The organism is Acetanaerobacterium elongatum, from assembly GCF_900103835.1.
Classification (GTDB): Bacteria; Bacillota; Clostridia; order Oscillospirales; family Ruminococcaceae; genus Acetanaerobacterium; species Acetanaerobacterium elongatum.
On sequence record NZ_FNID01000027.1, the window covers coordinates 1 to 24375 of the forward strand.

Annotated in this window: 27 protein-coding genes and 1 riboswitch; of the genes, 18 read left to right on the top strand and 9 right to left on the bottom strand. The window is 50.0% G+C overall.

Annotation, left to right across the window (positions count from 1 at the left end; genetic code table 11):
• Nucleotides 1-245: transposase (locus BLR50_RS10035; RefSeq protein ID WP_205408687.1), on the top strand; the 245-nt coding region annotated here is incomplete at its 5' end.
• 144 nt (nucleotides 246-389) lie between these two features.
• On the opposite strand, the gene BLR50_RS10040 is transcribed toward BLR50_RS10035, so the two are convergent.
• A complete protein-coding gene (locus BLR50_RS10040; RefSeq protein WP_092641500.1) occupies nucleotides 390-1100 on the bottom strand; it encodes an ABC transporter ATP-binding protein in 711 nt (236 codons plus the stop codon).
• 372 nt (nucleotides 1101-1472) lie between these two features.
• Between BLR50_RS10040 and BLR50_RS10045 the strand changes: the two genes are divergently transcribed.
• The 4 genes from BLR50_RS10045 to BLR50_RS10060 all read left to right on the top strand — a co-directional run bounded on the left by BLR50_RS10045 (nucleotide 1473) and on the right by BLR50_RS10060 (nucleotide 5094).
• Nucleotides 1473-2201 (top strand): ABC transporter ATP-binding protein, encoded by a 729-nt coding sequence (locus tag BLR50_RS10045; RefSeq protein WP_092641503.1) that lies wholly within the window; start codon nucleotides 1473-1475, stop codon nucleotides 2199-2201.
• Nucleotides 2198-3517 (top strand): ABC transporter permease, encoded by a 1320-nt coding sequence (locus BLR50_RS10050; protein WP_092641506.1) that lies wholly within the window; start codon nucleotides 2198-2200, stop codon nucleotides 3515-3517. Before BLR50_RS10045 ends, BLR50_RS10050 begins: the two co-directional genes overlap by 4 nt.
• A 267-nt stretch (nucleotides 3518-3784) precedes the next feature.
• On the top strand, nucleotides 3785-4825 hold the full coding sequence (locus tag BLR50_RS10055) for an ABC transporter substrate-binding protein (RefSeq protein WP_092641509.1): 1041 nt from the start codon (nucleotides 3785-3787) through the stop codon (nucleotides 4823-4825).
• A gap of 32 nt (nucleotides 4826-4857) precedes the next feature.
• Complete coding sequence (locus BLR50_RS10060; protein ID WP_092641512.1) at nucleotides 4858-5094, top strand: DUF2164 domain-containing protein; 237 nt, start codon at nucleotides 4858-4860, stop codon at nucleotides 5092-5094.
• A gap of 61 nt (nucleotides 5095-5155) precedes the next feature.
• Here the strand turns inward: BLR50_RS10060 and BLR50_RS10065 are convergent, their stop codons facing one another.
• Complete coding sequence (locus BLR50_RS10065) at nucleotides 5156-5803, bottom strand: SdpI family protein (protein WP_092641515.1); 648 nt, start codon at nucleotides 5801-5803, stop codon at nucleotides 5156-5158.
• Nucleotides 5787-6071, bottom strand: a complete 285-nt coding sequence (locus BLR50_RS10070; protein WP_092641517.1) for an autorepressor SdpR family transcription factor — start codon at nucleotides 6069-6071, stop codon at nucleotides 5787-5789. Before BLR50_RS10070 ends, BLR50_RS10065 begins: the two co-directional genes overlap by 17 nt.
• Before the next feature lie 109 nt (nucleotides 6072-6180).
• Here BLR50_RS10070 and BLR50_RS10075 point away from each other — a divergent pair, with 109 nt between their 5' ends.
• Nucleotides 6181-6372: a hypothetical protein gene (locus BLR50_RS10075; RefSeq protein WP_092641520.1), complete on the top strand. Its 192-nt coding sequence runs from the start codon at nucleotides 6181-6183 to the stop codon at nucleotides 6370-6372.
• 57 nt (nucleotides 6373-6429) lie between these two features.
• Here the strand turns inward: BLR50_RS10075 and BLR50_RS10080 are convergent, their stop codons facing one another.
• Complete coding sequence (locus BLR50_RS10080; RefSeq protein WP_162840399.1) at nucleotides 6430-6861, bottom strand: C-GCAxxG-C-C family protein; 432 nt, start codon at nucleotides 6859-6861, stop codon at nucleotides 6430-6432.
• Nucleotides 6862-7011: 150 nt separating this feature from the next.
• Here BLR50_RS10080 and BLR50_RS10085 point away from each other — a divergent pair, with 150 nt between their 5' ends.
• Nucleotides 7012-7575: a TetR/AcrR family transcriptional regulator gene (locus BLR50_RS10085; RefSeq protein ID WP_143008093.1), complete on the top strand. Its 564-nt coding sequence runs from the start codon at nucleotides 7012-7014 to the stop codon at nucleotides 7573-7575.
• A 58-nt stretch (nucleotides 7576-7633) separates the two neighbouring features.
• On the opposite strand, the gene secA is transcribed toward BLR50_RS10085, so the two are convergent.
• Nucleotides 7634-10378: a preprotein translocase subunit SecA gene (gene secA, locus BLR50_RS10090; RefSeq protein ID WP_092641530.1), complete on the bottom strand. Its 2745-nt coding sequence runs from the start codon at nucleotides 10376-10378 to the stop codon at nucleotides 7634-7636.
• A 421-nt stretch (nucleotides 10379-10799) separates the two neighbouring features.
• Here secA and BLR50_RS10095 point away from each other — a divergent pair, with 421 nt between their 5' ends.
• Nucleotides 10800-11492: an iron-sulfur cluster assembly scaffold protein gene (locus BLR50_RS10095; protein WP_092641533.1), complete on the top strand. Its 693-nt coding sequence runs from the start codon at nucleotides 10800-10802 to the stop codon at nucleotides 11490-11492.
• 37 nt (nucleotides 11493-11529) lie between these two features.
• Nucleotides 11530-12531, top strand: a complete 1002-nt coding sequence (locus BLR50_RS10100) for a GGGtGRT protein (RefSeq protein ID WP_092641536.1) — start codon at nucleotides 11530-11532, stop codon at nucleotides 12529-12531.
• An 82-nt stretch (nucleotides 12532-12613) separates the two neighbouring features.
• Here BLR50_RS10100 and BLR50_RS10105 read toward each other — a convergent pair whose 3' ends face one another.
• Together BLR50_RS10105 and crcB are read right to left on the bottom strand one after the other, a co-directional pair.
• On the bottom strand, nucleotides 12614-13024 hold the full coding sequence (locus BLR50_RS10105) for a universal stress protein (RefSeq protein WP_092641539.1): 411 nt from the start codon (nucleotides 13022-13024) through the stop codon (nucleotides 12614-12616).
• 16 nt (nucleotides 13025-13040) lie between these two features.
• Complete coding sequence (gene crcB, locus BLR50_RS10110; protein WP_092641542.1) at nucleotides 13041-13415, bottom strand: fluoride efflux transporter CrcB; 375 nt, start codon at nucleotides 13413-13415, stop codon at nucleotides 13041-13043.
• Nucleotides 13416-13545: 130 nt separating this feature from the next.
• Nucleotides 13546-13618, bottom strand: a riboswitch (Fluoride riboswitch).
• A gap of 170 nt (nucleotides 13619-13788) precedes the next feature.
• Between crcB and BLR50_RS10115 the strand changes: the two genes are divergently transcribed.
• The 9 genes from BLR50_RS10115 to BLR50_RS10155 all read left to right on the top strand — a co-directional run bounded on the left by BLR50_RS10115 (nucleotide 13789) and on the right by BLR50_RS10155 (nucleotide 21699).
• Nucleotides 13789-14871 (top strand): GGDEF domain-containing protein, encoded by a 1083-nt coding sequence (locus BLR50_RS10115; protein WP_162840400.1) that lies wholly within the window; start codon nucleotides 13789-13791, stop codon nucleotides 14869-14871.
• A gap of 26 nt (nucleotides 14872-14897) precedes the next feature.
• Nucleotides 14898-15395: a DNA-deoxyinosine glycosylase gene (locus BLR50_RS10120; RefSeq protein ID WP_092641548.1), complete on the top strand. Its 498-nt coding sequence runs from the start codon at nucleotides 14898-14900 to the stop codon at nucleotides 15393-15395.
• 45 nt (nucleotides 15396-15440) lie between these two features.
• Complete coding sequence (locus tag BLR50_RS10125) at nucleotides 15441-16736, top strand: glycoside hydrolase family 1 protein (protein WP_092641551.1); 1296 nt, start codon at nucleotides 15441-15443, stop codon at nucleotides 16734-16736.
• A 17-nt stretch (nucleotides 16737-16753) separates the two neighbouring features.
• Nucleotides 16754-17092, top strand: a complete 339-nt coding sequence (locus BLR50_RS10130) for a DsrE family protein (RefSeq protein WP_092641556.1) — start codon at nucleotides 16754-16756, stop codon at nucleotides 17090-17092.
• 56 nt (nucleotides 17093-17148) lie between these two features.
• Nucleotides 17149-18120, top strand: a complete 972-nt coding sequence (locus BLR50_RS10135; protein WP_092641559.1) for a Gfo/Idh/MocA family protein — start codon at nucleotides 17149-17151, stop codon at nucleotides 18118-18120.
• A gap of 125 nt (nucleotides 18121-18245) precedes the next feature.
• Nucleotides 18246-18785, top strand: a complete 540-nt coding sequence (locus tag BLR50_RS10140) for a PadR family transcriptional regulator (RefSeq protein ID WP_092641562.1) — start codon at nucleotides 18246-18248, stop codon at nucleotides 18783-18785.
• Between the two features lie 81 nt (nucleotides 18786-18866).
• Nucleotides 18867-19568, top strand: coding sequence for an ABC transporter ATP-binding protein (locus BLR50_RS10145; protein WP_092641565.1), 702 nt, complete (start codon nucleotides 18867-18869; stop codon nucleotides 19566-19568).
• 46 nt (nucleotides 19569-19614) lie between these two features.
• Complete coding sequence (locus tag BLR50_RS10150; protein WP_092641568.1) at nucleotides 19615-20331, top strand: ABC transporter permease; 717 nt, start codon at nucleotides 19615-19617, stop codon at nucleotides 20329-20331.
• A gap of 156 nt (nucleotides 20332-20487) precedes the next feature.
• Nucleotides 20488-21699 carry an amidase domain-containing protein gene (locus BLR50_RS10155; RefSeq protein WP_092641571.1) on the top strand — a complete coding sequence of 404 codons (1212 nt, stop codon included), beginning with the start codon at nucleotides 20488-20490 and terminating at the stop codon, nucleotides 21697-21699.
• Between the two features lie 49 nt (nucleotides 21700-21748).
• On the opposite strand, the gene BLR50_RS10160 is transcribed toward BLR50_RS10155, so the two are convergent.
• Nucleotides 21749-22987, bottom strand: coding sequence for a glycosyltransferase family 2 protein (locus BLR50_RS10160; RefSeq protein ID WP_162840401.1), 1239 nt, complete (start codon nucleotides 22985-22987; stop codon nucleotides 21749-21751).
• A 25-nt stretch (nucleotides 22988-23012) separates the two neighbouring features.
• Nucleotides 23013-24341: a lipopolysaccharide biosynthesis protein RfbH gene (gene rfbH, locus BLR50_RS10165; protein ID WP_242871743.1), complete on the bottom strand. Its 1329-nt coding sequence runs from the start codon at nucleotides 24339-24341 to the stop codon at nucleotides 23013-23015.
• Nucleotides 24342-24375 lie beyond the last annotated feature (34 nt).

Genomic DNA, 24375 nt, shown 5'->3' on the forward strand with positions numbered 1-24375 from the left:
AATTTGTGGGGTACTTGAAGGGAAAGAGTTCTTTAATGATATTTGATAGGCATGCAAATTTGAAGTATAAGTATGGGAACAGGCATTTCTGGTGCAGAGGATATTATGTTGATACAGTAGGAAGAAATGCAAAAGTAATTGAAGAATATATCAAAAACCAATTACAAGAAGACATAGCTTCAGATCAAATATCATTCAAAGAATACATAGACCCGTTCACGGGTAGCAAGGAAACAAAGGCATGAAAAACGAACAGCCGCTTTAGCGGCTGCCCGTAATAGTAATGCGGTTGGCGGAACCATTCAGTGCGTCTTGAGACGCTGTGCCAGTAATATGCCCTTTTAGGGCTGGTGCATACCACCAGTTTAACTGGTGGTTTTGATTTGCATTTAATTTTCGGTATAGGGAACATAAGCGGGGTTTTTATAATCCTCGCAGATCTTGCCGTCAGAGATGCGCACAATGCGTTCTGCGGTTTCGGCAATGTGGTTGTCATGTGTAATCAGGATTACCGTGCGCCCCTCGCTGTGCAGCTGCCGCAGGATGCGCATTACATCCGTGCCCGATTTGGAATCGAGGTTTCCGGTGGGCTCATCAGCCAGAATAATAGGTGGGCGGGCCGCAATAGCACGTGCAATCGCCACGCGCTGCTGCTGGCCGCCGGACATCTGCGAGGGCTTATGATGGGCGCGGTTATTCAGCCCCACCCGGTCTAGGGAATCCTTCGAGATTTTGTGGCGTTCATCCTTGCTTAAGCCGCGGTAGATGAGCGGAAGCTCTACATTCTCCATCGCGTCAAGGCTAGGGATGAGGTTGAAGCCCTGAAAGATAAATCCGATCTGCTCGTTGCGGATATCTGAAAGCTCGTCGTCGGTAAGCTTTGAAACATCCTGGCCGGCCAGGTGATAGTCGCCCGAGGTGGGTACATCCAGGCAGCCAAGCATGTTCATCAGGGTAGACTTGCCTGAGCCCGACTGCCCGATAATGGCAACAAACTCGCCCGTACAGATATCAAGGCTTACACCGTCGAGCGCGCGCACCTCGTTTTCACCGGGGGAATAGATTTTATAAACATCTTTAATCTCAATAAGCTTTTCCATCGCAGAACAATCCTTTCCATGCTGTTAATACGCTTTATTTAAGACAACCACAAGTTGTGAAGAATAGCTCTCAGGGCATTTCTAAAACCCTTGCAATTTCTGCCGATTGCATTTTGTATTATAGTATATCCTGCCCGGCGGGTAGTCAAGCGGCAAGTTGTAAATTTTATAAGCTCGGGTTGTCGTGGTTTAAGATGAATACTTCCGAACCTGCAAAAAGCTATTGAATAATTAACGGGATAGTGCTACTATGTATTTTGAAATTTATCTAAATAGAGTTCCTGTTGCAAAGCGAGTTGCTTATTCGGAGCAAAGGTTAAACAAATTCCAGGCATACCTTACAGATATGCGTTGAAAGGAAAGGTTAAGAATATGCCGAACACCTTGGTAGTAGACAACCTATGTAAAAATTACGGAAAAAAACAGGCTGTAAAGAACGTGAGCTTTACGGTTGGTGAGGGCGAGATCTTTGCACTCATCGGCCCAAACGGCGCCGGAAAAACCTCCACCATCCGGGTGGTATCCACCCTGCTTACCCCAAGCTCGGGCGATGCACTGGTAGACGGGGTGAGTGTTGTAAAAAATCCCGCCGGAGTGCGCAAGCTGATTACCTACCTGCCCGATGAGGCGGGTGCCTACAAAAACATGACCGGTATCGGTTATTTAAACTTTATGGCATCACTGTTCGCAAAAAACAACGCCGAGAAGAATGAGATGGTTAAGCGGGCTAGCGATACCTGCGCTTTGGGTGACCGCCTGCAGGATAAGATATCTACCTACAGCCGCGGTATGATACGCAAGCTGCTGCTCTCTCGTGCGGTGATGTCGTCGCCAAAGCTTGCGATTCTGGACGAGCCCACCAGCGGATTGGATATTATCAACGCGCTGGAGATCAGGCGCATGATCAAGCAGTTGGCCGAGGGCGGCATGTCGTTTTTGGTTTCGTCGCACAATATGCTGGAGATTGAGTTTATCTCCAGCCGCGTAGGAATCATCAACAACGGTGTACTGCTTGAGTGCGGCATGCCGGAGGAGCTTAAGGCTAAGTATTCCGCTCAGAACCTTGAGGAAGTATTTGAAAGGGCGGTGAAGGGCGCATGAACCACTTTTTTGTTTTACTAAAAAAAGAGCTAAAGGATATGATTACTCCGCAGAATATACTGCCCATTATTATTATTGTAGTAATCTTTGCACTGCTCGGGCAGTTTATCGGCAGTGCCACCGAATCGGCTGCAAAGAACAGCCAGAAGGTTGCGGTGCAGGATAACGACCAGACCCCCGCCTCGCAGGAGATGCTCGCTAAGCTGAAGGCCGAGGGCTTTGAGCTCGTAACCATTCAGCCCGGCGCACAAAACACGGTGGAAGACGCCGCCAAAGAGGGCTTAAACAGCCTGCTTGCCATCGAAAAGGGCTTTGAGCAGGATATTAACAGCGGCAAGGCACCCAAGCTGTCGCTGCATTCCAGGCTCACCTCGTTTTCCGTGCTTGCGATGATGGGTGCATCCGCAACCCAAAATGCGGCGGAGGAGATCGGCAAAATCCTTACGGCGAAGCTGCTGGCAGAGAAGGGCATCACCGATACCAAGCAGATTGAAAACCCCATTACATTGGCCGAATATACCCATGTAAACGATAAAACCGCACAGGTAAGCTCGGGTGCCGTTCAGGCAATCGCCATGTCGCAAACCATCTTTGTGCCGATCATCATCTTTATGATTGTAATTCTGGCCTCCCAGATGACAGCCACCGCTATTGCCAACGAGAAGGGTGACAAAACGCTTGAGACCCTGCTTACCACACCGGTTTCACGGCTTTCGGTGCTGTTTGCCAAGATGACGGCAGCAGGCATTGGGTCGCTTGTGATGTCGCTGGTGTTTTTAATCGGGTTCTCATCCTATATGGGCAGCCTTACAGGCAGCACGGTATCTGGCATGCCGGCGAATACGCCGCAGGTTACGGGTGGGGATATTTCCGCAGCGTTTACCACCCTTGGGCTTTCGCTCAACCCGCTGCAGTTTGTAATTATCGGTATAGAGCTGTTCACCACAATCTTAATTGCGCTCGCGGTTTCCACCATGCTGGGTGCGATGGCGGAGGATATCAAGGGCGTGCAGACGGCGGTAACCCCCATCATGTTCTGTGTTATGATACCCTACCTCATCTCGCTGTTCACCGATATCTCAGCGTTGCCAATGCCCGCACGCGTTTTTCTGTACGTCATTCCGTTCACCCATACCTTTACGGCAACCGCCGAGATGGTCTTCAGGCAGTACGGGCTCATCACGTTTGGGGTAATCTACCAGCTGCTCTGCCTTGCGGTTTCGCTTTATCTTGCGGTTAGGCTGTTTTCTTCCGACAAGCTGTTTACCGTAAAGCTTAAAAAGCGTAAGAATGCCAAAGCAAATGCCGCCGAATAGCTTCTAAAAGTTTAACCCCATGCAATAAAACTGCATATTTTTAGCACAAAGGCTTTAGCGGGTATTCCGTTTGAAGCCTTTCTGTTTTACAATACGAAGCAGCCTGATTAAAATCTTCAACCGTTTTGCTTGATTGGAATACTGTAAAATTATCCAATATTAAGCAGCTATTTGACAACCCATAGTAAAAGAGAGTAGAATATCTGCAGCGGGTATTGTAAAACCTGCAAGAACCAGATTGCAAACGCTTATTTTCGGAGGACTGTTATGATTAAAAAGATTGCTGCAGCTGTATTAGGCTGTGTTGTGCTTGTTTCATTTGCTTCCTGTTCCATATTTGAAGGAAATGGCGGCAATGCCTCTAATCCGGGAGGCTCAGAGGTATCGTCCGCACCGATAGATGTGAACTACCCGTTGGATATGGACGGTATATATATTGAAAAGATGCCCCAGCGTGTGGTTTCGCTTTCGCCCGCGCTTACTGAAATGGTTAGCATACTGGGCTATGAGAATCGGCTGGTTGGCCGCACCGATTATTGCGATTACCCTTCCTCGGTATCTAATCTGCCCACGGTAGGAAGCCCGATCATGCTGGATACCGCGAAGATTAAGGAACTAAAGCCCGATCTTATCCTGATGCAGGTGCCTACAACTAACGAGGCGCTTACGCAGATGCAGCAAACAGGTGCCGCCATTGTCACCCTGCCGAAGGCGTTGGATATCAACTCCACCGCCGAGCTTTACTCTAAGATCTTTAAGATTATGGAGGGTGCTGAAGCGGGTGCCGCAAAGGGTGAGGAGTATAAGGCCCGGTTTTTAAACCGGGTGACTGCCCTTACGCAGGCAACTCAAAGTGCCGCAGCTGCGAATACCGAGGTGGAATATACCGCCGCTTATATCATCGATACGGTTTCAATCGCCGCAACGACAGATACCTATGAGGGTAAGCTGTTTTCAATACTGGGGCTTACGAATGTTGCGGGGGAGAGCGTAAACTGGAACTATCCGCTTGAGAACCTCGCAAAGGCCAAGCCCTATGTGCTGCTCTGCGGCAGCGGCATAGACATCGAAAGCCTTTCCTCCCTGAAGAAGTTCAAAGGCCTTTCCGCGGTGAAAAAGGGCAGAGCGTATAAGGTTGAAACCGCGGCAATCGAACGCCAGAGCCCGCGTATGCTTGACGAGCTGGAGCGACTTGCGAAAGAGATCTATCCCGATATTCAGCTAAGCGGTTCTTCCGCAGCCCCGGGCGCCTCGGATGCTGCTTCGGAGGCATCGTCGGGTAAGGCGTCCTCGGCTACTGCCGCTTAAGTTGTGGAGCAGCTTATTCCTGGAGGTGCAGTATGAAGAACAAACCGGATGAGATTAAGCTGCTGGAGGATGAACGGCGCGCGGCGGTGTTTCACCTGCAGGAGTACTTCGAAAGGGAGCTTGAATACGAGCTTGGCGGCCTACCCGCCGAGATGCTGCTGGATTTTATCCTGCTCAAGATTGGCCCGAGCATCTATAATCAGGGCATCATCGACGCGCAGCAGTATATCACCGACCGTGCGGAGGAGATGTACGGGTTATTAAAATAGCATCATAGTAAAAAGCCGGCAGAATCTTAATGATCCTGTCGGCTATTATTATGGATGAGATTTACTGTGGCTTCTCGCGGCTGCTTTTTCGGTATAAAGCATAGGAGTAAACCGAAGGTACCACAGCCAGCAGTATTAAAACAATGATGAATAGCGGCCAGAAGGAAATAAAGGCGCTTACAATCATCAGCAGCCCGCCCAGAATCCAAAGGTAGCCCGCCAGACGGTGCGTTTTGTTCCAGTTGGTTTCGTCATTGAGCGTCCACGGCAGCTTAATGCCCACGGTATAGTTCTGTCGGCTCTTCGGCAGGTAGTTGCCGCATATGATGATAATTACCCCTACAAAGGCGGGTATGATAACCTGAACGGGCACGGCAATCCCCATGGAGATAAAGGCGGTGACAGACATCACCACAACAGACATGGCAGGAACCAGCCACTTGGCAAACAGCTTGAAGGTTGCGGAGGCATTTGCCTTTTTGGGGTCAGTATTCATACTAATATGAACAATCAGGTTCATGAGGGCAAAAAATAGCGGCAGGCCAAAGGCTGCAACCGCCTTAGGAGCATAGTTATCTGCTGCGCCGCTTGCATTCCAGTGGATAGGAACCTGCTCCGGCAGCCGGTTATATAAAACAGCCATCAGCAGCATAGGCAAAAAGCAAACCAGTGTGCTGCTGATCAGTACAATATCAATCTTTTTTTTCATTGTGCATTCCTTCCTTAAACTCGGTAACCCAGAGCATGATTTCTTCAAAAACCGAGGCATTCAGCTCGTAGTAGATATAGTTTTTATATTTGGTTTCAAAAATCAGGTTAGCCTTTTTCAGCTGCGAGAGGTGATACGAGATGGTGGCACCGGTCATATCAAAATGCTGCCCTATTTCACCTGCAGAAAGCTTGCCGCTTTTGAGCAGCTGCAGGATATCCCTTCTCACCGGGTCGCTTAACGCCTTAAAGGTTTCGGTAAAGCCCATATGGTAACCTTCCTAAAAACTATTTAGATAATATTCTAAATACATTGTAGCACTTTACAATACAGGATGCAATATTTATTTAATAACAAAACAAGCAAGGTTTTTAGCCTTGCTTGAGCGTGTCGAGAAACTCGACACGCTCCATAAGGGGGACTTCGTTCGTCACCAAACCAAGTGGTTTGGTGACTCAGCCGTCCCCCTCATGAACACCCCCAAGCAAAAATGTCTGCTCACCGCAGACATTTTTAGCGGTATTGCTCCGGCGGCGCATGTCCGCCTGCGCAATGTTATTTCAATTTAACCTTTTTCAACAGCCTAAAGCAAGGTTTTTAGCCTTGCTTGTTTACTCTATACTATGCTAGATAATATCTTCAGCCGTCTCTATTGCATCCGTTATAGCCTTAGCGCAGACTGAAATATGCAGGCCTTTTTCCAGTACTTTAGCCATCTCTGCTGGATTACTGGTATCGTAACCAAGCAGGTCTTTACAAAGGATGCTGCCGTGCTGCTGCTTGAATTGTTTAATAAACTGAATCCCTTTTATGTAGGCCTGCTGATGTTTTTCATAGTCATCAGGGGTAACACTGCCATACTTCATACCGATTGCCATAAGCACACCCGTTACCGCCCCACAAACCTCACCGCACTTCATGCCCCCACCAAAGCAGGATGCTACCTTGAGTGCGGTGCCCTGATCAATTCCAACCTCCTCGGCAAAGGCTGAAAAGGTTGATTGGGCACAATTGAATTTTTGTTTAACACAGCCCAGTGCAATTTGTTTTTTGTCCAAGATGATGATCCTTTCTGATTATTAGTAGACACTGTCTACTATGCAGTATATCCTTTTTGGTTTACACTGTCAACCTATTATGCTATAATCCTGAAAGAATCAATGCACCGGGAGGAATGAATATTGAAGAGAGCGGAAAGCACGCCGCAAATGAGAAAAACACTTATTGATAACGGGCTCCAACTGTTAAACAAGGTGGGATATCACGACTTTTCAATGCGTCAGGTTGCTGCAATGAGCGGTGTTAGCCATGCAGCACCTTATAAGCATTTTAAAAACAAGGAAGATTTTCTGGTGGCCATTAAAACAACCGTTTTGCAGAGCTTTATGGCGTCATTAAAAGAAGCAGTGCTGCAGTGTGATGACAACCCGAGAACCCGTCTTGCGGAGATGGGGAAAAGCTATATCAAGTTTATGGTGGAAAACCCTGAGCATATGAAGTTTATGTCGCTTACCGCCCAGAAGAATAATATTAGGGTGGTTGATAATCACTTTGAGTATCAGAGTGATAGTCCGTTTGCGGCCTTCCTGAAAATAGCAAACGAATACCTTCAATCCGTAAGCGCAAACCCTGAAAGCTATGTAACCGATATACTCTCAATATTCAGCGTGGTTCATGGAATGTCGTTACTGATTGTTGAACAGAGTATCGTCTTTGAGGGGGATTATATGCCCTATGTATCTGAGATGATTTATAATAGGATGAGAGGCTAATAAAAGAAAGCCCCTCGTGAGAAAGCTCTCACGGGGGGCTATTGTATCGGTTACCAAATTATTGTTCGTTTAAGCCGCAGCACTTTTTGTACTTTTTACCGCTGCCGCAGGGGCAGGGGTCGTTGCGGCCAACCTTCTGCGCAGCCTTGCGCACGGGCTGCTTTTTTACAGAGTCGTCGCTGCCGTAGGAGGCCTTGGATACATCGGCTACCTGCTCGCGCTTGGGCTCCTCCTGCTTCTTGGGCCTTACCATGAACATGGTGCGCACGGTGTTCTCGCGGATGGAGTTAATCATCTGGTCGAACATCTCAAAGCCCTCGATACGGTATTCCACGGCGGGGTCGTGCTGACCGTACGCGCGCAAGTTAATACCCTTTTTAAGCTCTTCCATGGCGTCGATGTGGTCCATCCACAGGGTGTCTACATGCTTGAGCAGTACAATACGCTCAATTTCGCGCATCAGCTCGCTGCCGAACTCATTCTCGCGTAATCTGTAGATTTCATGCGCCTTCTCCTTCATAGCGGCCTTGATATCATCCTTCTGCGCCTCGGCAAGCTCATCGGTGGTAAACCGCAGGCTCTCCTTGGTGGTAAGCCAGCCCATGAAGTAATCACGCAGGCCCTCAAGGTTCCAGTCGTCGTGCACCTCACCGTCGGCCAGGTAGAGGTCGACAATCGCATCAATGTTATCGTCAATCATCTTGGAAACATATTCGCCAAGGTCTTCGCCGTTTAATACCTTATCGCGCTGCGCGTAGATAATCTCGCGCTGGCGGTTCATAACGTCGTCAAACTGCAGCACGTTTTTACGGATGGAGAAGTTGCGTCCTTCCACCTTGCGCTGTGCCGACTCTATGGAGTTGGAGAGGATGCGCGTTTCAATCGGCATATCCTCTTCCACGCCGAGGGTGTTCATCAGCGACTGTATACGCTCGCCGCCGAACAGGCGCATGAGGTCATCCTCCAGCGAGATGAAGAACTGGCTTTGGCCGGGGTCGCCCTGACGTCCCGAACGGCCGCGCAGCTGGTTATCGATACGGCGGGATTCATGGCGCTCGGTGCCAAGGATGAACAGGCCGCCGGCCTGCTTTACCTGCTCTGCCTCATCCTTGATGGCTTCCTTATACTTATCGGTGAGCTCGCGGAACACCTTGCGGGCTGCTAAGATTTCTTCGTCATCCGTTTCGGAGAAGCCTACGGCCTCGATAATCAGTTCTTCATAATAGCCTTTCTTGCGCATCTCGGCCTTGGCTAAAAACTCGGGGTTACCGCCCAGCATAATATCGGTACCACGGCCCGCCATGTTGGTGGCGATGGTAACCGCCCCAAGCTTACCGGCCTGTGCTACGATCTCGGCTTCCTTCTCGTGATACTTGGCGTTTAACACCTCGTGTTTAATGCCGCGGCGCTTGAGCATGCTGCTTAACAGCTCCGATTTTTCAATCGAGATGGTACCTACCAGAATCGGCTGGCCCTTTTCATGGCACTCGCAGATTTTATCAATAATCGCGTTGTATTTGGCGTTTTCGGTTTTATACACCACGTCGGGATGATCGATACGAATCATCGGGCGGTTGGTGGGAATCTCAATGGAATCCAGCCGGTAGATCTCGCGGAACTCTTCCTCTTCGGTAAGAGCGGTACCGGTCATACCAGCCAGCTTCTTGTACATTCTGAAGTAGTTCTGGAAGGTGATGGTGGCGTAGGTTTTCGATTCGCGAGCCACCGTTACGTGTTCCTTGGCTTCAATAGCCTGATGCAGCCCCTCGTTAAAGCGGCGGCCCAGCATCAAACGCCCGGTAAACTCGTCAACGATGATAACCTCGTCGTCCTTTACCACATAGTCGATATCGCGTGTCATAATGCCGTGCGCCTTTACAGCCTGGTTTATGTGGTGCAGCAGCGTGCTGTTGTCGGGGTCCATCAGGTTATCAACCTTAAAGTGCGCCTCGGCCTTCTTCGTGCCGCGGGGGGTGAGGGTGGCGGTGCGGGCCTTTTCATCCACGATATAGTCGGCGTCAATGTCGTCGTGCTCTTCCTTATCATCAAGCTCGGCAACCTTTATCATGCTTAAGGTGCTTACAAAGCGGTTTACGGTATCATATAAATCAGTGGACTTATCGCCCGGGCCGGAGATGATAAGCGGGGTTCTCGCCTCATCGATTAAGATGGAGTCCACCTCATCCACGATGGCGTAGCTGTGCCCGCGCTGAACCTTACGCTCTTTATAGATTACCATGTTATCGCGAAGGTAATCAAATCCGAACTCATTATTGGTTCCGTAGGTAATATCGGCATTGTAGGCTGCGCGGCGTTCATCATCATTTATCCCGTGCACGATCAGTCCAACAGTAAGGCCTAAGTAGTTATACACCTTACCAATCAGCTCGGCGGCGTATTTGGCAAGGTAATCATTCACCGTTACAATGTGTACACCGTTACCCTCCAGCGCATTCAGGTAAGCGGGCAGCGAGGCCACCAGCGTTTTACCTTCACCGGTTTTCATCTCGGCGATACGGCCCTGATGCAGGATAATACCGCCCAGCACCTGCACGGGGAAGGCACGAAGCCCGAGCACACGATCGCCCGCCTCACGGCATACGGCAAAGGCATCGGGCAGGATATCGTTTAAGGTTTCGCCGTTTGCAAGGCGTTCCTTGAGTATTGCGGTCTGCTTCTTTAAATCGGCTTCGCTCATCTCGCGGTATTTCTGTTCAAGAGCAAGAACAGCCAGCTTTTGCTGCTCTACCCGTTTTAACTCACGATCACTGTAGCTGCCAAAAATTGTTTTGAATATCCCCATCAGTATAACCATTCCTTTCATAGCGCCGCCCTAAGGCACCGCTTGGAATTCGTGCAGTTTCGGTCTTAAGACGAAAAACACAAACCATTAGCCGGCGAATGCCGGAACGCATCAATCATGCTTAATTGTACTATCGGCACAATTCTTTGTCAAACAAATAATGGTGGCAAATGTAAACGCCGTTTTAAGGTTTTGTAACATTTGCGGTAATGGATAAAAAAGCACAGAGATTGTGAAAGAAATAACCATGCTTCCCCTTGTAAAAACGCTTTTCAGACAGTATAATATCATTTAGGGCTATTTTGCCGAAATAAGTGCTTATTTCAGATTGTACTTGTTTTCGTTTAAAGAAATGTAAGGCAGAGCTTGTTTTCATTTCTAACGAAAATGAGTATTGCTGACCGAAAGGAGTTCCGACTATATGAACTATTCCCATGAAGTTGAGAGAATGTGCGTTGTTCAAAAAGGTCCAAAGCATGGACCGGCCCCCATCCCCGAGGAGGGAAGATGGGTTAAGGCTTACGAGATTAAAGACATCTCCGGCCTTTCGCACGGCGTGGGCTGGTGTGCTCCGCAGCAGGGCGCCTGCAAGCTGACGCTCAATGTTAAAAACGGCATCATCGAAGAAGCAATGGTAGAGACTTTAGGCTGCTCGGGTATGACCCATTCTGCGGCTATGGCCGGCGAGATTCTTACCGGTAAAACCATACTGGAAGCACTCAATACCGACCTTGTTTGCGACGCGATTAACGTAGCGATGCGCGAAATCTTCAAACAGCTGGTTTACGGCAGAACTCAGACCGCGTTTTCCGAGGGCGGCCTGCCCATCGGTGCAGCACTTGAAGACCTTGGAAAGGGTTTGCGTTCGCAGATCGGCACCATCTTTGCCACTAACGCAAAGGGCGTGCGCTACCTAGAGATGGCCGAGGGCTATATCCTTTCCCTTGCGCTGGATGATGAGGGTGAGGTTATCGGCTATAAATTTGTAAGAGTGGGTAAGATGCTTGAAGATATCCGTCATGGCATGAACCCCGACGAGGCCTTCAAAAAGAATGTAAGCACCTACGGGCGTTATGAAAACGCACCGAAATATATAGATCCCCGCGAGGAATAACCATTATAAGAATATAACGTTCAGGAGGTCAGCATAAATGGCAAAGTTTGAAGGTCAAGAAAGAAGAATGGCAAAAATCAACAAGTGCCTTGCCGAATACGGCTTTAAAACACTTGACGAAGCCAGAGATTTTTGCCTTGCAAAGGGTATAGATGTAGAAAAGATTGTTAAGGGCGTGCAGAACATCTGCTTTGAAAACGCCGTATGGGCTTATACACTCGGCGTGGCACTTGCACTCAAGAAAGGCACCAAGAAGGCAGCCGACGCAGCCGAGGATATCGGCATCGGCCTAGAGGCATTTTGCGTTCCCGGTTCGGTTGCCGAGCAGAGGAATGTGGGCCTTGGCCACGGCCGCTTAGGCGCCATGCTGCTGCGTGACGAAACCAAGTGCTTCTGCTTCCTCGCGGGCCATGAGTCGTTCGCTGCCGCCGAGGGTGCTATCGGTATTGCCAGAAGCGCCAACAAGGCCAGAAAAGAGCCGCTCCGCATTATCTTAAACGGCCTTGGCAAGGATGCGGCGTTCATTATCTCTAGAATCAACGGCTTCACCTATGTTCAGACCGATTATGATTTTGAAACCGGTGAGCTCAAGATTATCAAGAAAAAGGCTTACTCCGACGGCGATAAGGCCAAGGTGCTTTGCTACGGCGCCAACGACGTGCTTGAGGGTGTTGCCATCATGAAGCACGAGAAGGTAGACGTATCCATCACCGGTAACTCCACCAACCCCACCCGTTTCCAGCATCTTGTTGCGGGTACCTATAAGAAGTGGGCTTACGAGAACAACTTCAAATACTTCAGCGTAGCTTCGGGCGGCGGCACCGGGCGCACCCTGCATCCCGATAACATGGGCGCAGGCCCCGCTTCCTATGGCTTGACCGACTCGATGGGACGTATGCACGGCGACGCTCAGTTTGCCGGTTCTTCCTCTGTTCCCGCGCATGTAGAGATGATGGGCCTGATCGGTATGGGCAACAACCCTATGGTAGGCGCCACCGTTGCTTGTGCAGTTGCGGTTGAAGAGGCTCTGAAAGGCTAAAAAAGCGTTTTAAATGTAGGAATCCTCCGCTTTTGCGTAAAAGCGGAGGATTCTTTTTTCTTAAGGACATATTAAACGAGCGTTATAATTCATAATGGTTTTCTGGCAGAACAATCACAGGACAATGCCCGTATTTTACAAGATGAACCGCAACTGAACCTAAAAACACCGATAATGCGGAATGTGTTCGTTTTGTGATTATAATGATATCTATATTATGCTGCTTTGCGTATCGCAGTATGGTATTTCCCGCAATACCGAAATCCACAACTTTGTTTACGTTGTATTCCAAAAGCAAACTGGCAGCCTTGTCAAGCACAGGCATGGTGTCTTTGATCATCTGATTCAGAATAACGGTACTATTGCTGTCAACATCCTCGCGTACGGTTAACAGCGTGACATCCGCATGAGAAGGAGGAAAAATCTGTTTGATTGCCGTCACTGCCTGTATACTGCATTCGCTGCCGTCGATTGGAATCAACAGGTGTTTCATATGAAGACCCCCTTATTTATTTAATAAGCATTTGTGCCCCTACAACAGCAGAGATACATAGGATTATGCTGAGAAACATATATAGAATAGCGATAAAATAACTCCCGTTTTGCAGCAGCCCCACCGCTTCCAGCGAAAAGGTAGAGAAGGTAGTAAAACCACCGCAAAACCCCACCTTTAACAATAGCAATATATACGGATTTATATTCGGGTTCTTGCTGGCCAATGCCATTATTAAACCAATACAAAACGCTCCTACAACATTAATGCCTAATGTAATCAAAGGAAATCCGTTTTGCGGCTTGACTGGAAGCAAGCCAAGCAGATAGCGGCAGATTGAGCCAACTGCGCCGCCAAACCCCACAATCAAACAACTCCATAGTAGCTCCATAATCTTTTACCTCAATCAGTTTAATTAATCCAAATACGTTAACTAGTGCATAAGCAAGTGGCTTAATGCTTACTTAAATAAAAATGTCATCCACAAAAAAAGTATAAAAAAAGCCAATGCTCTCTGCAGCAAACTCGCAGAAGTCATTAGCCCGAATCAGCGGTTCCGGTTGCCCGTGGGAGAACTTCATTCCCTTTTGATACATTATATAATTTTATAGTAAGTTTTTCAACCAACAAAATATTTATACGCGTAATCTTATTAATTACTGACATTGGCATCATAAATTAACCTAAAAAGCTTGATAATTTTTACAAAAAATGATACGCTTATTGTAAGTGTAGCTATAAAATGGACAGGTGAGATGAAGCAGATGATAAAATCAGAACCGATGCGGGATCGGAAGAAGAAAAAAGCACACACTTCTCTTAAAACAATCTATATGTTGACGATGTGCCTGTGCTCTTTGGTTCATGGCGTTTACCTTGCCATCTTCTGCCTCATGGGCATCTGGACACTGGTAGCGGCAAATGCCGTTAGTGTAATCATCTATCTTCTGCTGGCCGCTGCCATGCAAAACGAGCATTTTGCGCTGGCGCTTAGTGTAACGCACCTCGAGATTATGGCTCAGGCGATGCTTACAATCATATTTGTTGGCTGGGGCGTGGGTTTTGAGTATGTGGTTTTAAGCCTGCTGGCGATGGAGCCGCACTTTATATACCGGCACCGCAGAACTCCCTACCTGCTTTGCGTGGCGGGGCTTTTGCTGATAATGACCCTGAAGGTTCATTCGCTTATGATTCAACCGATTGTTCATACCGCCGATCGCGGAGTGCTTATCTATATTCTGTTTTTTATCAACATGGTCATCTTCTTTTTCGGTGTTATTTTTTCTGCTGTGCTGCTTGACCGCAGAAACAGGATCTCACGCCATGTATTGGAGGAAAACAACCGATATCTTCAAAAGCTTGCGGAAACCGACCCGCTTACCGGCCTTTTAAATCGCCGCAGTATGACAAAGCGGCTGGAAGGTGCCATTAAGCATCAGCACGAAACCGGTGAGGAGTTCTGTCTGGTGATGTGTGACATCGATGATTTTAAGCTCATCAACGATTCCTACGGTCATGCCTGCGGGGATTATGTGCTTAAGATGCTATGTGCCACCATTTGCGAATACCTTGACGAGCAGGATGTTGTCTGCCGCTGGGGCGGCGAGGAGATATTGCTGCTATTAAGTGATACCCGCCTTGAAACCGCGCTGCAGATTACCGAGGGGCTGCGCCGCGCAATTGAGACCACGCCGTTTATCTATGACGGAGCCATCGTCTCTATTACCGTTACGATGGGGGTAAGCGCCTGCGGTAACGAGCAAAATGTATTGGATTTGGTTGACGCCGCCGACCGTTCTATGTATAACGGCAAACGGCGCGGTAAGAACTGCGTAACCGTTTCTTGATTTGCCCTGAAGAAGGATGAGACTTTATGCCACAGGAGATAACCCACACGTTTGACCCGGTTTACGACCAAGCCTCGAAGATTTTAATACTAGGAACCATGCCGTCGCCGAAGTCTCGCAAGAACGGCTTTTACTACGGCAACCCGCAGAACCGTTTCTGGCCGGTGCTGGCAGAGGTGCTTAGCGACGAACTACCGGTGAACAACGAGGAAAAGCAGAAATTTCTTCATAAGCACCACATAGCGTTGTGGGATGTTGTGCATTCCTGCAGCATCGAGGGTGCCTCCGACGGCAGCATCCGCAACCCTGTACCGAATGATATCACGCGGGTTTTAAAGGCTGCCCCTATTGGGGCGGTTTTTACCACAGGCAAAAAGGCCGAAGAACTTTATAAGCGATACTGCCTGCCCCAAACCGGGGTACAGGCAATATACCTGCCCTCCACCAGCCCCGCCAATACCGGCCGGTTTCCTTTTGCCGAGCTGGTAAGTGCTTATCGATGTATATTGTTGTATCTGAATTGATTGTATAACAATTTAGCCAAATTACTATTAAAGGAGTGCAAGCTGATGGAACCCTTTAAACTGAAAACCGATTTTCTAATGGGCTGTGCCACTGCCGCAACACAGATTGAGGGCGGTGACCAAAACAACAGCTGGTACGATTGGAGCGTAAAGCGCCTGATAAAAGACGGCAGCTCTTGTGTGCGTGCCGACGATCACTACCGCCTTTACCGCGAGGATGCCGAGCTGATGCAGAGCATGGGCTTGGAAGTTTACCGCATGGGGCTGGAGTTTTCGCGCATTGAACCGCAGCGCGGCGTTTTCAATGAAGAAGCCATTGAGCACTATAAGGATGAGCTGCGCCTGCTGAAGGAAAAGGGCATCCGCGTGCTGGTTACGCTGCATCACTTTACAAACCCCATGTGGTTTGAAGAGATGGGTGCTTTTGAAAACATGGAAAGTGTTCAGATATTTACCGAGTATACCGAGTACGTGGTAAGGCAGTTTGGAGACCTGTGCTGTGAGTATGTTACCATTAACGAGCCGAACGTATACGCCGTAAACGGGTTTACCTTCGGGGAATGGCCGCCCGCGAAAAAGTCGGTTGCAGCCACCTTTAGGGTAATGAAGAACATGGCGAGGGCACATATTGCCGCCTATGAGCTCATCCACCGTATCCGCAGTCAGCAGGGCTATGCCGGCAAAACCATGGTGGGCTTTGCCAACCACTACCGTGTATTTGTGCCCTATCGCAGCAATAATATTATTGATAAGGCGGTAGCGGGCCTCTTTGACCGCGCGTTTCAGGGTGCGGTTACCGACGCGATGGCGTGGGGTAAATTTTCGTTCCCTCTGGGGCTTTTCAGCCGCAAAAAGGGCGATTACTGCGATTATTTCGGCGTAAACTACTATACCCGCAGCGCGATGCGCGGGTTTGAGAACACCTTTCTGCCGGGTAAGCCTGTTAACGACCTTGGCTGGGAGCTTTACCCCGAGGGGATAAGGCTGCTGAGCGAGCGGTTTTATAAGCGTTATAACAAGCCCATCTGGATTACCGAAAACGGCACCTGCGACCATAAAGATGCCTTCCGTGCACAGTATGTGTATGATCATCTCAAGGCCCTTTCACAGACCAACGCGCCCGTGGAGCGTTACTATCACTGGACGCTGATGGATAACTTCGAGTGGCTGGAGGGCGAGAGCGCCCGCTTTGGGCTGGTTGAGGTGGATTACGAAACCCAGAAACGCACCATCCGCAGAAGCGGCGCATTCTTTAGCGAGATTATCAAAAACAAGGGCGTAACCGAAGAGATGTGCAAAAGGTATCTGGACAGCACCGAGGCTGCAGCAATAAAAAAATAGGAAGGAGAGATGCCGGCATGGCAGATAAACTAACGATTTTATGGACAAACGCGGATAAAATCACCGCCGAAAAGATGGTTTTCATGTACGCCATCAACAGCAAGACGCACGGCTGGTGGGAAGAGGTTACGGTGCTCATCTGGGGCGCAACGGCGAAGCTTACCGCCGAAGACCTGCTCATCCAGCAAAATATCGAGCTTGCGCAGCATGTAGGCGTGCGTTTTATCGCCTGCAAGGCCTGTGCCGACCAGCTTAGCGTAAGCGAAGCACTTACTGACTTAGGCGTGGAGGTTACCTACACCGGAGAACTTCTGACAGAGATTATTAAAGAAGGCGAAAAGCTCATTACCATATAATTTTTTGTGGTATTTGCGCCTGCTCGGTGCAACGCCGGAAAGGTATACTCATAAAGATGAAGAAGGTTCGCTTCGGTATTATTGGTACAGGCGGTATAGCCGAAAAGTTTGCAGTTTCGGCTGCTTACGTGCCAGAGGCCGAGATGGTTGGTGCGGCTTCACGTTCACTGGAAAAAGCACAGCAGTTTGCACAGAAATTCGTTATTCCAAAGGCATACGGCAGCTATGAAGCGCTGTTGCGTGATGACGAGATTGATGCCGTTTATATTGCCACCCCGCACAGCCACCACAAGGAAAACTGCCTTGCGGCGATAGCGCACGGTAAGCATATTCTCTGCGAAAAGCCACTCGTGCTCACAAAGGCTAACGCAGAACAGGTATTCGCGGCAGCTGCCGAAAAGGGCCTGTTTATCATGGAGGCGATGTGGACGCGCTTTATCCCAACCTTTGTAAAGGCGAAAGAATGGGTAAATGCGGGCCGGATTGGTGATATTAGGCTCATACAAGCAAGCTTAGGCTTTCACGCGCCGGAGGATCCGAACAGCAGGCTGTTGAGCAAAGACTTAGCGGGCGGTGCGCTGTATGATCTTGGCGTCTACCTGTTTGAGCTGACGCAGGAGTTTACGCGCGGAAAACGCCTTGCGGAGGTGCAGTCGTTCTCAATACCGGCCGCAACGGGGGTGGATGGCAGCGACTCCATCGTATTCCGGCATGAGGATGGCACCATTGCACAGCTGTTCTGTTCGTTACTATGTGATGTGGAAAACACAGCCATTCTATACGGCGAAAAGGGCTATATCAAGCTGTTGCCCGATTTTCACCACCCGCGCCGGGCGGAGCTATACCAAAATTACCGCCTTGTGGAGACATTTGAACCGGAATATCATCTGGGTTATGAGTTTGAAATCAGGCATGCCGCAAGGTGTATTGCCGAGGGCAGGCTGATAAGTGACATTATTCCCCCAGGCGATACCATTGAGTGTGAGGCAATGTTCGAAGATTTGCTTTTTAGATGGGGATATACCTGACTTACAACCGCAGTGGGAACGCTGCGGTTTTTCATGTTTTCTACTTATATTTAGTCTAGGTACTTGACAACCGGAAATATTCATTGTAGAATACTCAACGTAGAGTATTTGAGCGGGGTGTAAAAATGACAAGGCTTTTGGTGCTGGGGATATTGGATATGCAACCCATGTCTGGCTACGATATTAAGCGCATGCTGCAGCTCAATAATGCCGAGCGCTGGGGCGGGGTGCTCATCGGATCCATCTACCATGCAATCAATAAGCTGGAGGAGGAAGGGCTGATTGAGATTTCAAACATTGAGCAGACAGGCCATCGGCAAAAAGCCACCTACCGGATTACACCCTCAGGGCAGGAGCATTTAAAGCAGCTGGTTTTCAGCTCTTTGCGGGAGCCTTCGGTGTGTTACCCTTCAACGCTTTATTCGGGGCTTTCGTTCTCGAACAAGCTACCCAAAGACGAAAACCGCCGTGCTGTTACCGAGCAGCTGCAGCTGCTGGGCAACGAGGAACAGAGCCTGAAGCGTGGGTGGGAGGCCAAGGAGAAGGCCATGCAAAACCATGTACCGCCCATGACCAAGCTGATATTCGACCACATGTTTTCGGTTATCCGCTTGCAGCAGGAGCTGCTGCAAAATATACTGGCATTGCTGGATACACAAGAGTAAACTCTCCCTCCTTTGTGAGGGAGAAAAAAATCCGCAATTAGTCAACGTTGAATAAACAATACTGAGCAAAGGGGCATAGTAATGAGTACACTTATTGAGGCAAAGAAGCTTATCAAGCGGTTTAAGAATCGTGAGGTCGTAAAGGGGCTGAGCATGGAGGTGCGCGAAAACGAGGTGTTGGCGCTGATTGGCGAAAACGGCACCGGGAAATCTACGACACTATCCATGCTGCTGGGGATTTTGCAGCCGGACGGCGGCACTGTTCGGCGCTGGCGCGAGGATTATAAAGCGCATGTGGGGGTTCAACTGCAGGCAACACCGTTTTTTGAAGGCTATTCCGCCGAAGAGAACCTAACCCTGTTCGCGGCGCTTTATCATGTGAAGCTCACCAAGCAGGAGATTGCCGAGCGACTGGAACAATGTGGCCTTGCGGACGCAAAGAAAACGCCCGCAGCAAGGCTCTCACTCGGGCAGCAGAAACGCTTGGCGATTGCCGTAACCACCGTTCAACGCCCAAAGCTGATTGTGCTTGATGAGCCAACCGCGGGCTTAGACCCGCGCGCCCGGCATGAGGTGCGGCAGATGATAGGAAACCTTGCTCAAAACGGGGTAACCGTGCTTTTCTCCTCGCACGACATGGAGGAGGTATCCCGCACTGCAAACCGCGTTATCCTGATGCACGGCGGACGTATTGCGGCCGAGGGTACACCCGAAGAGCTGCTGTTGGCACACGGCGGAGAGAACCTTGAAGAGGTGTACATGAAGCTGACTGCCGTCACCTGACGGTATCTGGCTTATATTTATCAACTGTTGAGAAAGGATATTCTTTATGAAGAAAATATTCGGCTTAACCATTAAATCCGCGTTCCGCGACCCTTACCTGTTATTCTGGTCTATCCTGCTGCCGGTGGGCGGCTGCATCCTGCTGGGGCTCTTCATCAAGGTGCCACAATATCCCGCAAGGATACTAACGGGGATGATGGCGGTAAGCGTTTTATTGTTTGCGCTGGTTACCGTAGCGTTTTACACCCTTGCACAACGCCGGCGCGGCGTTTTCAACCTGCTGCGGGTTACCCCCTCGCCGTTGTGGCAGTATATCAGTGCGGTGTCGGGGGCATGGACGGTGGTATCGGTGGTGTGCAGTATGCTGGTACTTGTTATCGGCGGCTTGGTGTTCGGCATACCGGTATCGGCAGTATCGGTGCTTTTGCTGCTGCCGATCCTGCTTGCCGCAACCATCGGCTATGTGTTTTTAAGCTTTCCGGTCTCCTCTATTAGCAAAACCGAGGGGCATATCAACATCATCTCCAACCTGATTATCCTGCCGCTGATGTTCTGCAGCGACGCCTTTTATTCACTGGAGCACGCACCCGGTGTTCTTAAAGTCGTCAGCCGCTTCAATCCTTTTCAATGGTTTATAAATGGCCTGCGGAGTTCGCTTGATGTTGATATTACGGGATGGCTGGTTTATCTCAGCCTGTTAGCAGCTCTGCTGCTGGTTGCGCTTGGGCTTGCCGTACGCACCTTCCGCTTTTCAGATAAGTAATAGCTACTATCCATCACCCCGCCCAACCGGTTTAAAAACGGATGGGCGGCTTTTTATATTCTCCATGGTCTTTACAGAGGTATAGCCTGCATTTCAGTGTGTAGAATATGAAGTACAACGATCCAAAAAGCTTTCAATTCTGAAAGGATTTCTTTTATGCTAAAAAAGCTTGTACCTTTGTTGTGCCTGTTTGTGCTGCTTTCGAGCTTTATTTATATAAACAGCCTGCCCGGCAAACAACCGACAAAACCGTATGAACCCGAAGCCGGGGAAACGGCTGTATTTATTCCCGACCATGCGCTTACACCCAAGGAGACAGTAGAGGCGTTTTTTAAGCAGCAGTACGACGCTTATACAACCATGAAATACATCGACCTGAGTGAGATAATGGATGTAAGCGAGCAGCGCAACCGCAATGCTTTGGTGTGGCTGCAAACCCTTATTAAGCGCAGGCGGCTGATTGCCCAGTATAACCTCTGCTACGTTGAAATCGAGCAGTACCCCTATACCATTCATTTTCAGGAGAAGCCGGAGGATAACCGGATTAAGCTTTGGAAAGAGCAGGGCTTGGGTGCGGGTAAAGGTGAAATCACCCTGCATTTTACCATCACCGGGCAAAAGGGCAAGGCGTACCCGCCCATGATGGCGATGAACGCCCAGCATACCATGCGCTTAAAACAGATTGACGGGGTGTGGAAGATTACCTTCCACTACTTTCCGGGATCGGAGCGCAGGTTCTTGCAGAGCGGGGCACTTAAAACTCCTTCCACGAAAGAGATGCTCAGCGGGCTTTATGAAGAATTTGTTTTGGAGGATACGTTAACCGGAAAAGTTCAGCCGAAACTGCCCTCGGGTGCCGCGGTGTTTGACGGAGCGCGTGCCGCCCAATATGCCACGGCCTTCACCGAAACCCCGAATGAGGCATTTTACGATATTGGCGACTGGATGGGCAACTGCGCAAACTTTATCTCGCAATGCGTGTGGTTCGGCTTTGAGAGCTGCAGCATAGACCATATCCGGCTGAACACCAATATGACCGGTAAGTGGTTTGCGGGCAGAGGCGGCGGTTCCCCCGCGTGGGAGAACGTGGGCCACTTTTGGGATTATGCCACCGCGAAACGAAAGGCGGGCGCTCGGGGGCTGCATGGCGAGGTGGTACGGGGGATTCTGCAGCTAAAGCCGGGCGGAGTAGTTCAGGTGCGAACAGGACCTGTTCCTCAAAGTGGAGAGAGCTTTAACCACAGTTTAATTCTTGTGGATACCGAAACGCTGATGCTCGCACAGAATTCCCCCGATTGCTTTTTGTATTACAGTGATTTGGTAAACGCAGATGCCCGATTCTTTAACCCGCAGTATTTCATAGACTAAAGCAGAAGGAAAGCAGGCCGGTATACAGCCTGCTTTTGTTGTTGAGCAACTATTGCCTTTCAAATGCAAAGTAGTACCCGCTGGTTTGCTGTACTGCACTCAACCCGTTTTGTGAAAGGGTATTCATGATTATGGGCAGTACTCCGGCGGTAGCAGTAGTAATCAGCCGCCCGCCATCCGCAAGCAATTCACATAGGCTGCCGTAAAAGGCTTTTGCATGAGTGAGATATTCGGTGGCGCTTTCCACCACAATCAGGTCATACCGCCTCGCCCCAAACAGTTCCTTCACCTGGTGCGGAGCTCCGTAAATGCACTGCTCGCAGATGGTGAAGAGCTCTGGCAGGGTACTTTCCTGTTCGCTGAGATAATAGATAGAGGCGATCTGCACCCCATTCCTGCGCAGGCGGTTCTTAATCTGCAGCAGGGTAGCGCCGCAAGAGCTGCCGATGCCAAGGATATTGATATTCTCGCGGTAGGGGCGTTCAGCGAGATCAACCACATAAAAATCAATCAGCGAGGCCGTCCACGATTGTACCCCGAACTTCTGGTAGAACAGCTCACGATTGCGCCAGCCGAGGTTGTTTTTGGCGTATTCGGCGTTAAAGGTAACCGAGCCGAAGTGGTGCACATAGGTGTCTGTGGCCAAAATCAACCGGTAACCCATGCGGCGGATACGGAAGCTTATGGCGTCGTCATCGTAGGCGCCGGGGTTGAAGTCCTCGTCAAAGCCGCCGATTGCTTTCTGCACGGCGGTTCTGAACAGGCAGGTGTAGGTGACAAGCCGTATTCGCTCCTCCCACAGCAGGGGGTTACTTTGGTTGTATTCTTCCGCCAGCACCTGCATCTCGTCAAGCGTTTTGTAGCCGAGGTTTACCTGCTGGTAGTTGGAGGAGAACCCGCACACCGGCACCACCATGCCGATATCGCCGCTTGATTCGGCACAGGCAACCAGATTTTTCAGCCACCGCGGGGTAACAACAATGTCGTTGCTCAGGTTGAGGGTATACTTCCCTTCGGCCAGTGCAAATCCCTGATTGATAGCCTTATCCACCCCGATATTCTCGGCAAAGCTCAGCTTCTTTTGGTGGGGCAGGCTGTTAAAGTATTTCTCGGTGCCATCGGTAGAGCCGTTATTGACAGTAATCAGCTCATACGGAACATCAGTGGTGTATTTGAACAGGCTTTCGATACATTGGCGCGTATAGTCCAGATGGTTGTAGGCCAGCACCACAACGCTCACCAGCGGCGATTCGCCCGCGGAGGTTGGGTTCATTGCATCTTCACTCATTTTATTCTCCGTTTCTGTCGAAAGCTTAAAACCCAGCCATATAAGTATGGATGGTTTCGGCAACGTAATCGAGCATTTCATCGGTCAGGCCGGGGTATACGCCGATAAAGAAGCTGCCGCGCAGCACCTGCTCGGTGTTTGGCAGCCCGCCGCAAACACGGTGGGGGATATCCTTATACCCGGGGTGCTTAAGGATGTTGCCCGCAAAGAGGGTGCGTGTTTCTATCAGGTGTTCCTCCAGATAGGTGACAATGTCGCGGCGGGAAAACGGAGCATCCTCACGCACCGTAAGCGGCAGGCAGAACCAGCAAGGTGCAGCCTTGGGCAGGGAACGCGGCAGGATGAAGGTTGCCTCATATTCCCGCAGTTCGTTGTAAAGGCGGGTGAAATTGTATCTGCGCTGCTCGGCAAACTCCGGCAGCTTTTTCAGCTGCTCCAAACCGATGGCGCATTGCAGGTCAAGAGGCTTCAGGTTATAGCCAATGTTGCTGTATACATACTTGTGGTCGTAGCCGTCCGGCAAGCCGTCGTAAATGTGGTCAAACCGGTGCCTGCACGCCCCCAGCGGGTTTTCCTCGCCCGGCTCGCAGTAGCAGGCGCGCCCCCAGTCGCGAATAGACAGCGCCTGACGGTATAGGTTGAGGTTATTGGTGAGTACAGCCCCGCCCTCGCCCATGGTGATATGATGCGCGGCATAGAAGCTGTAGGTGGAAAGATTGCCGAAGGTGCCGCACCGCTTGCCGTCATAGCGGGAATCAAGTGCGTCGCAGGTATCCTCGATTACATACAGGTCGTTAGCCTGCGCAAAGCGCATAATCTCATCCATCGCAGCGGGGTTGCCCAGGGTATGGGCGAGCATTATAGCGCGCGTTTTGGGCGAGAGCGCCCGCGAAAGCTGCTCGGTATCAAGGTTGTAGGTATCCTCCTCCACATCTACAAAAACAGGTACCAGCCCGTTTTGCAGGATCGGGTTGAGGGTGGTGGGAAAGGTGAGCGCGGTGGTAATAACCTCGTCGCCCCTTTGTAGCGGGTGCTCAATATTGGGCGAGCACAGCGCGCTTACCGCAATCAGGTTTGCAGAGGAGCCGGAGTTTACTGCAAGGCCGTACCGCATGCCCATCATGCCGCAGAAGGCCGAGATGAACTCGCTGCCCTTTTTGCCAAGGGTGAGGCGAAAGTCAAGCAGGCTGTCGGTTGCCGACTGCATCTCCTTTTCATCAAACACCCTGCCCGCATAGTGTACGCGGCTTACGCCAGGGGTAAAGGCCTTTTGCTTTTCACGCAGCAGGTAAAGCTGCCGAACCCTCTCCAGAATCTCTTCCCGAAGCGTTTTCTCCTCGTTTATAGTTAACACCCCCACAAAGATGCACGTTGACAGCTTCAATTAG

What these genes read in the sequence shown, in the direction of transcription:
- BLR50_RS10040 (WP_092641500.1), bottom strand. Translation starts at nt 1,100, where the DNA reads ATGGAAAAGCTTATTGAGATTAAAGATGTTTATAAAATCTATTCCCCC.
- BLR50_RS10045 (WP_092641503.1), top strand. Translation starts at nt 1,473, where the DNA reads ATGCCGAACACCTTGGTAGTAGACAACCTATGTAAAAATTACGGAAAA.
- BLR50_RS10050 (WP_092641506.1), top strand. Translation starts at nt 2,198, where the DNA reads ATGAACCACTTTTTTGTTTTACTAAAAAAAGAGCTAAAGGATATGATT.
- BLR50_RS10055 (WP_092641509.1), top strand. Translation starts at nt 3,785, where the DNA reads ATGATTAAAAAGATTGCTGCAGCTGTATTAGGCTGTGTTGTGCTTGTT.
- BLR50_RS10060 (WP_092641512.1), top strand. Translation starts at nt 4,858, where the DNA reads ATGAAGAACAAACCGGATGAGATTAAGCTGCTGGAGGATGAACGGCGC.
- BLR50_RS10065 (WP_092641515.1), bottom strand. Translation starts at nt 5,803, where the DNA reads ATGAAAAAAAAGATTGATATTGTACTGATCAGCAGCACACTGGTTTGC.
- BLR50_RS10070 (WP_092641517.1), bottom strand. Translation starts at nt 6,071, where the DNA reads ATGGGCTTTACCGAAACCTTTAAGGCGTTAAGCGACCCGGTGAGAAGG.
- BLR50_RS10085 (WP_143008093.1), top strand. Translation starts at nt 7,012, where the DNA reads ATGAGAAAAACACTTATTGATAACGGGCTCCAACTGTTAAACAAGGTG.
- secA (WP_092641530.1), bottom strand. Translation starts at nt 10,378, where the DNA reads ATGGGGATATTCAAAACAATTTTTGGCAGCTACAGTGATCGTGAGTTA.
- BLR50_RS10095 (WP_092641533.1), top strand. Translation starts at nt 10,800, where the DNA reads ATGAACTATTCCCATGAAGTTGAGAGAATGTGCGTTGTTCAAAAAGGT.
- BLR50_RS10100 (WP_092641536.1), top strand. Translation starts at nt 11,530, where the DNA reads ATGGCAAAGTTTGAAGGTCAAGAAAGAAGAATGGCAAAAATCAACAAG.
- BLR50_RS10105 (WP_092641539.1), bottom strand. Translation starts at nt 13,024, where the DNA reads ATGAAACACCTGTTGATTCCAATCGACGGCAGCGAATGCAGTATACAG.
- crcB (WP_092641542.1), bottom strand. Translation starts at nt 13,415, where the DNA reads ATGGAGCTACTATGGAGTTGTTTGATTGTGGGGTTTGGCGGCGCAGTT.
- BLR50_RS10115 (WP_162840400.1), top strand. Translation starts at nt 13,789, where the DNA reads ATGATAAAATCAGAACCGATGCGGGATCGGAAGAAGAAAAAAGCACAC.
- BLR50_RS10120 (WP_092641548.1), top strand. Translation starts at nt 14,898, where the DNA reads ATGCCACAGGAGATAACCCACACGTTTGACCCGGTTTACGACCAAGCC.
- BLR50_RS10125 (WP_092641551.1), top strand. Translation starts at nt 15,441, where the DNA reads ATGGAACCCTTTAAACTGAAAACCGATTTTCTAATGGGCTGTGCCACT.
- BLR50_RS10130 (WP_092641556.1), top strand. Translation starts at nt 16,754, where the DNA reads ATGGCAGATAAACTAACGATTTTATGGACAAACGCGGATAAAATCACC.
- BLR50_RS10135 (WP_092641559.1), top strand. Translation starts at nt 17,149, where the DNA reads ATGAAGAAGGTTCGCTTCGGTATTATTGGTACAGGCGGTATAGCCGAA.
- BLR50_RS10140 (WP_092641562.1), top strand. Translation starts at nt 18,246, where the DNA reads ATGACAAGGCTTTTGGTGCTGGGGATATTGGATATGCAACCCATGTCT.
- BLR50_RS10145 (WP_092641565.1), top strand. Translation starts at nt 18,867, where the DNA reads ATGAGTACACTTATTGAGGCAAAGAAGCTTATCAAGCGGTTTAAGAAT.
- BLR50_RS10150 (WP_092641568.1), top strand. Translation starts at nt 19,615, where the DNA reads ATGAAGAAAATATTCGGCTTAACCATTAAATCCGCGTTCCGCGACCCT.
- BLR50_RS10155 (WP_092641571.1), top strand. Translation starts at nt 20,488, where the DNA reads ATGCTAAAAAAGCTTGTACCTTTGTTGTGCCTGTTTGTGCTGCTTTCG.
- BLR50_RS10160 (WP_162840401.1), bottom strand. Translation starts at nt 22,987, where the DNA reads ATGAGTGAAGATGCAATGAACCCAACCTCCGCGGGCGAATCGCCGCTG.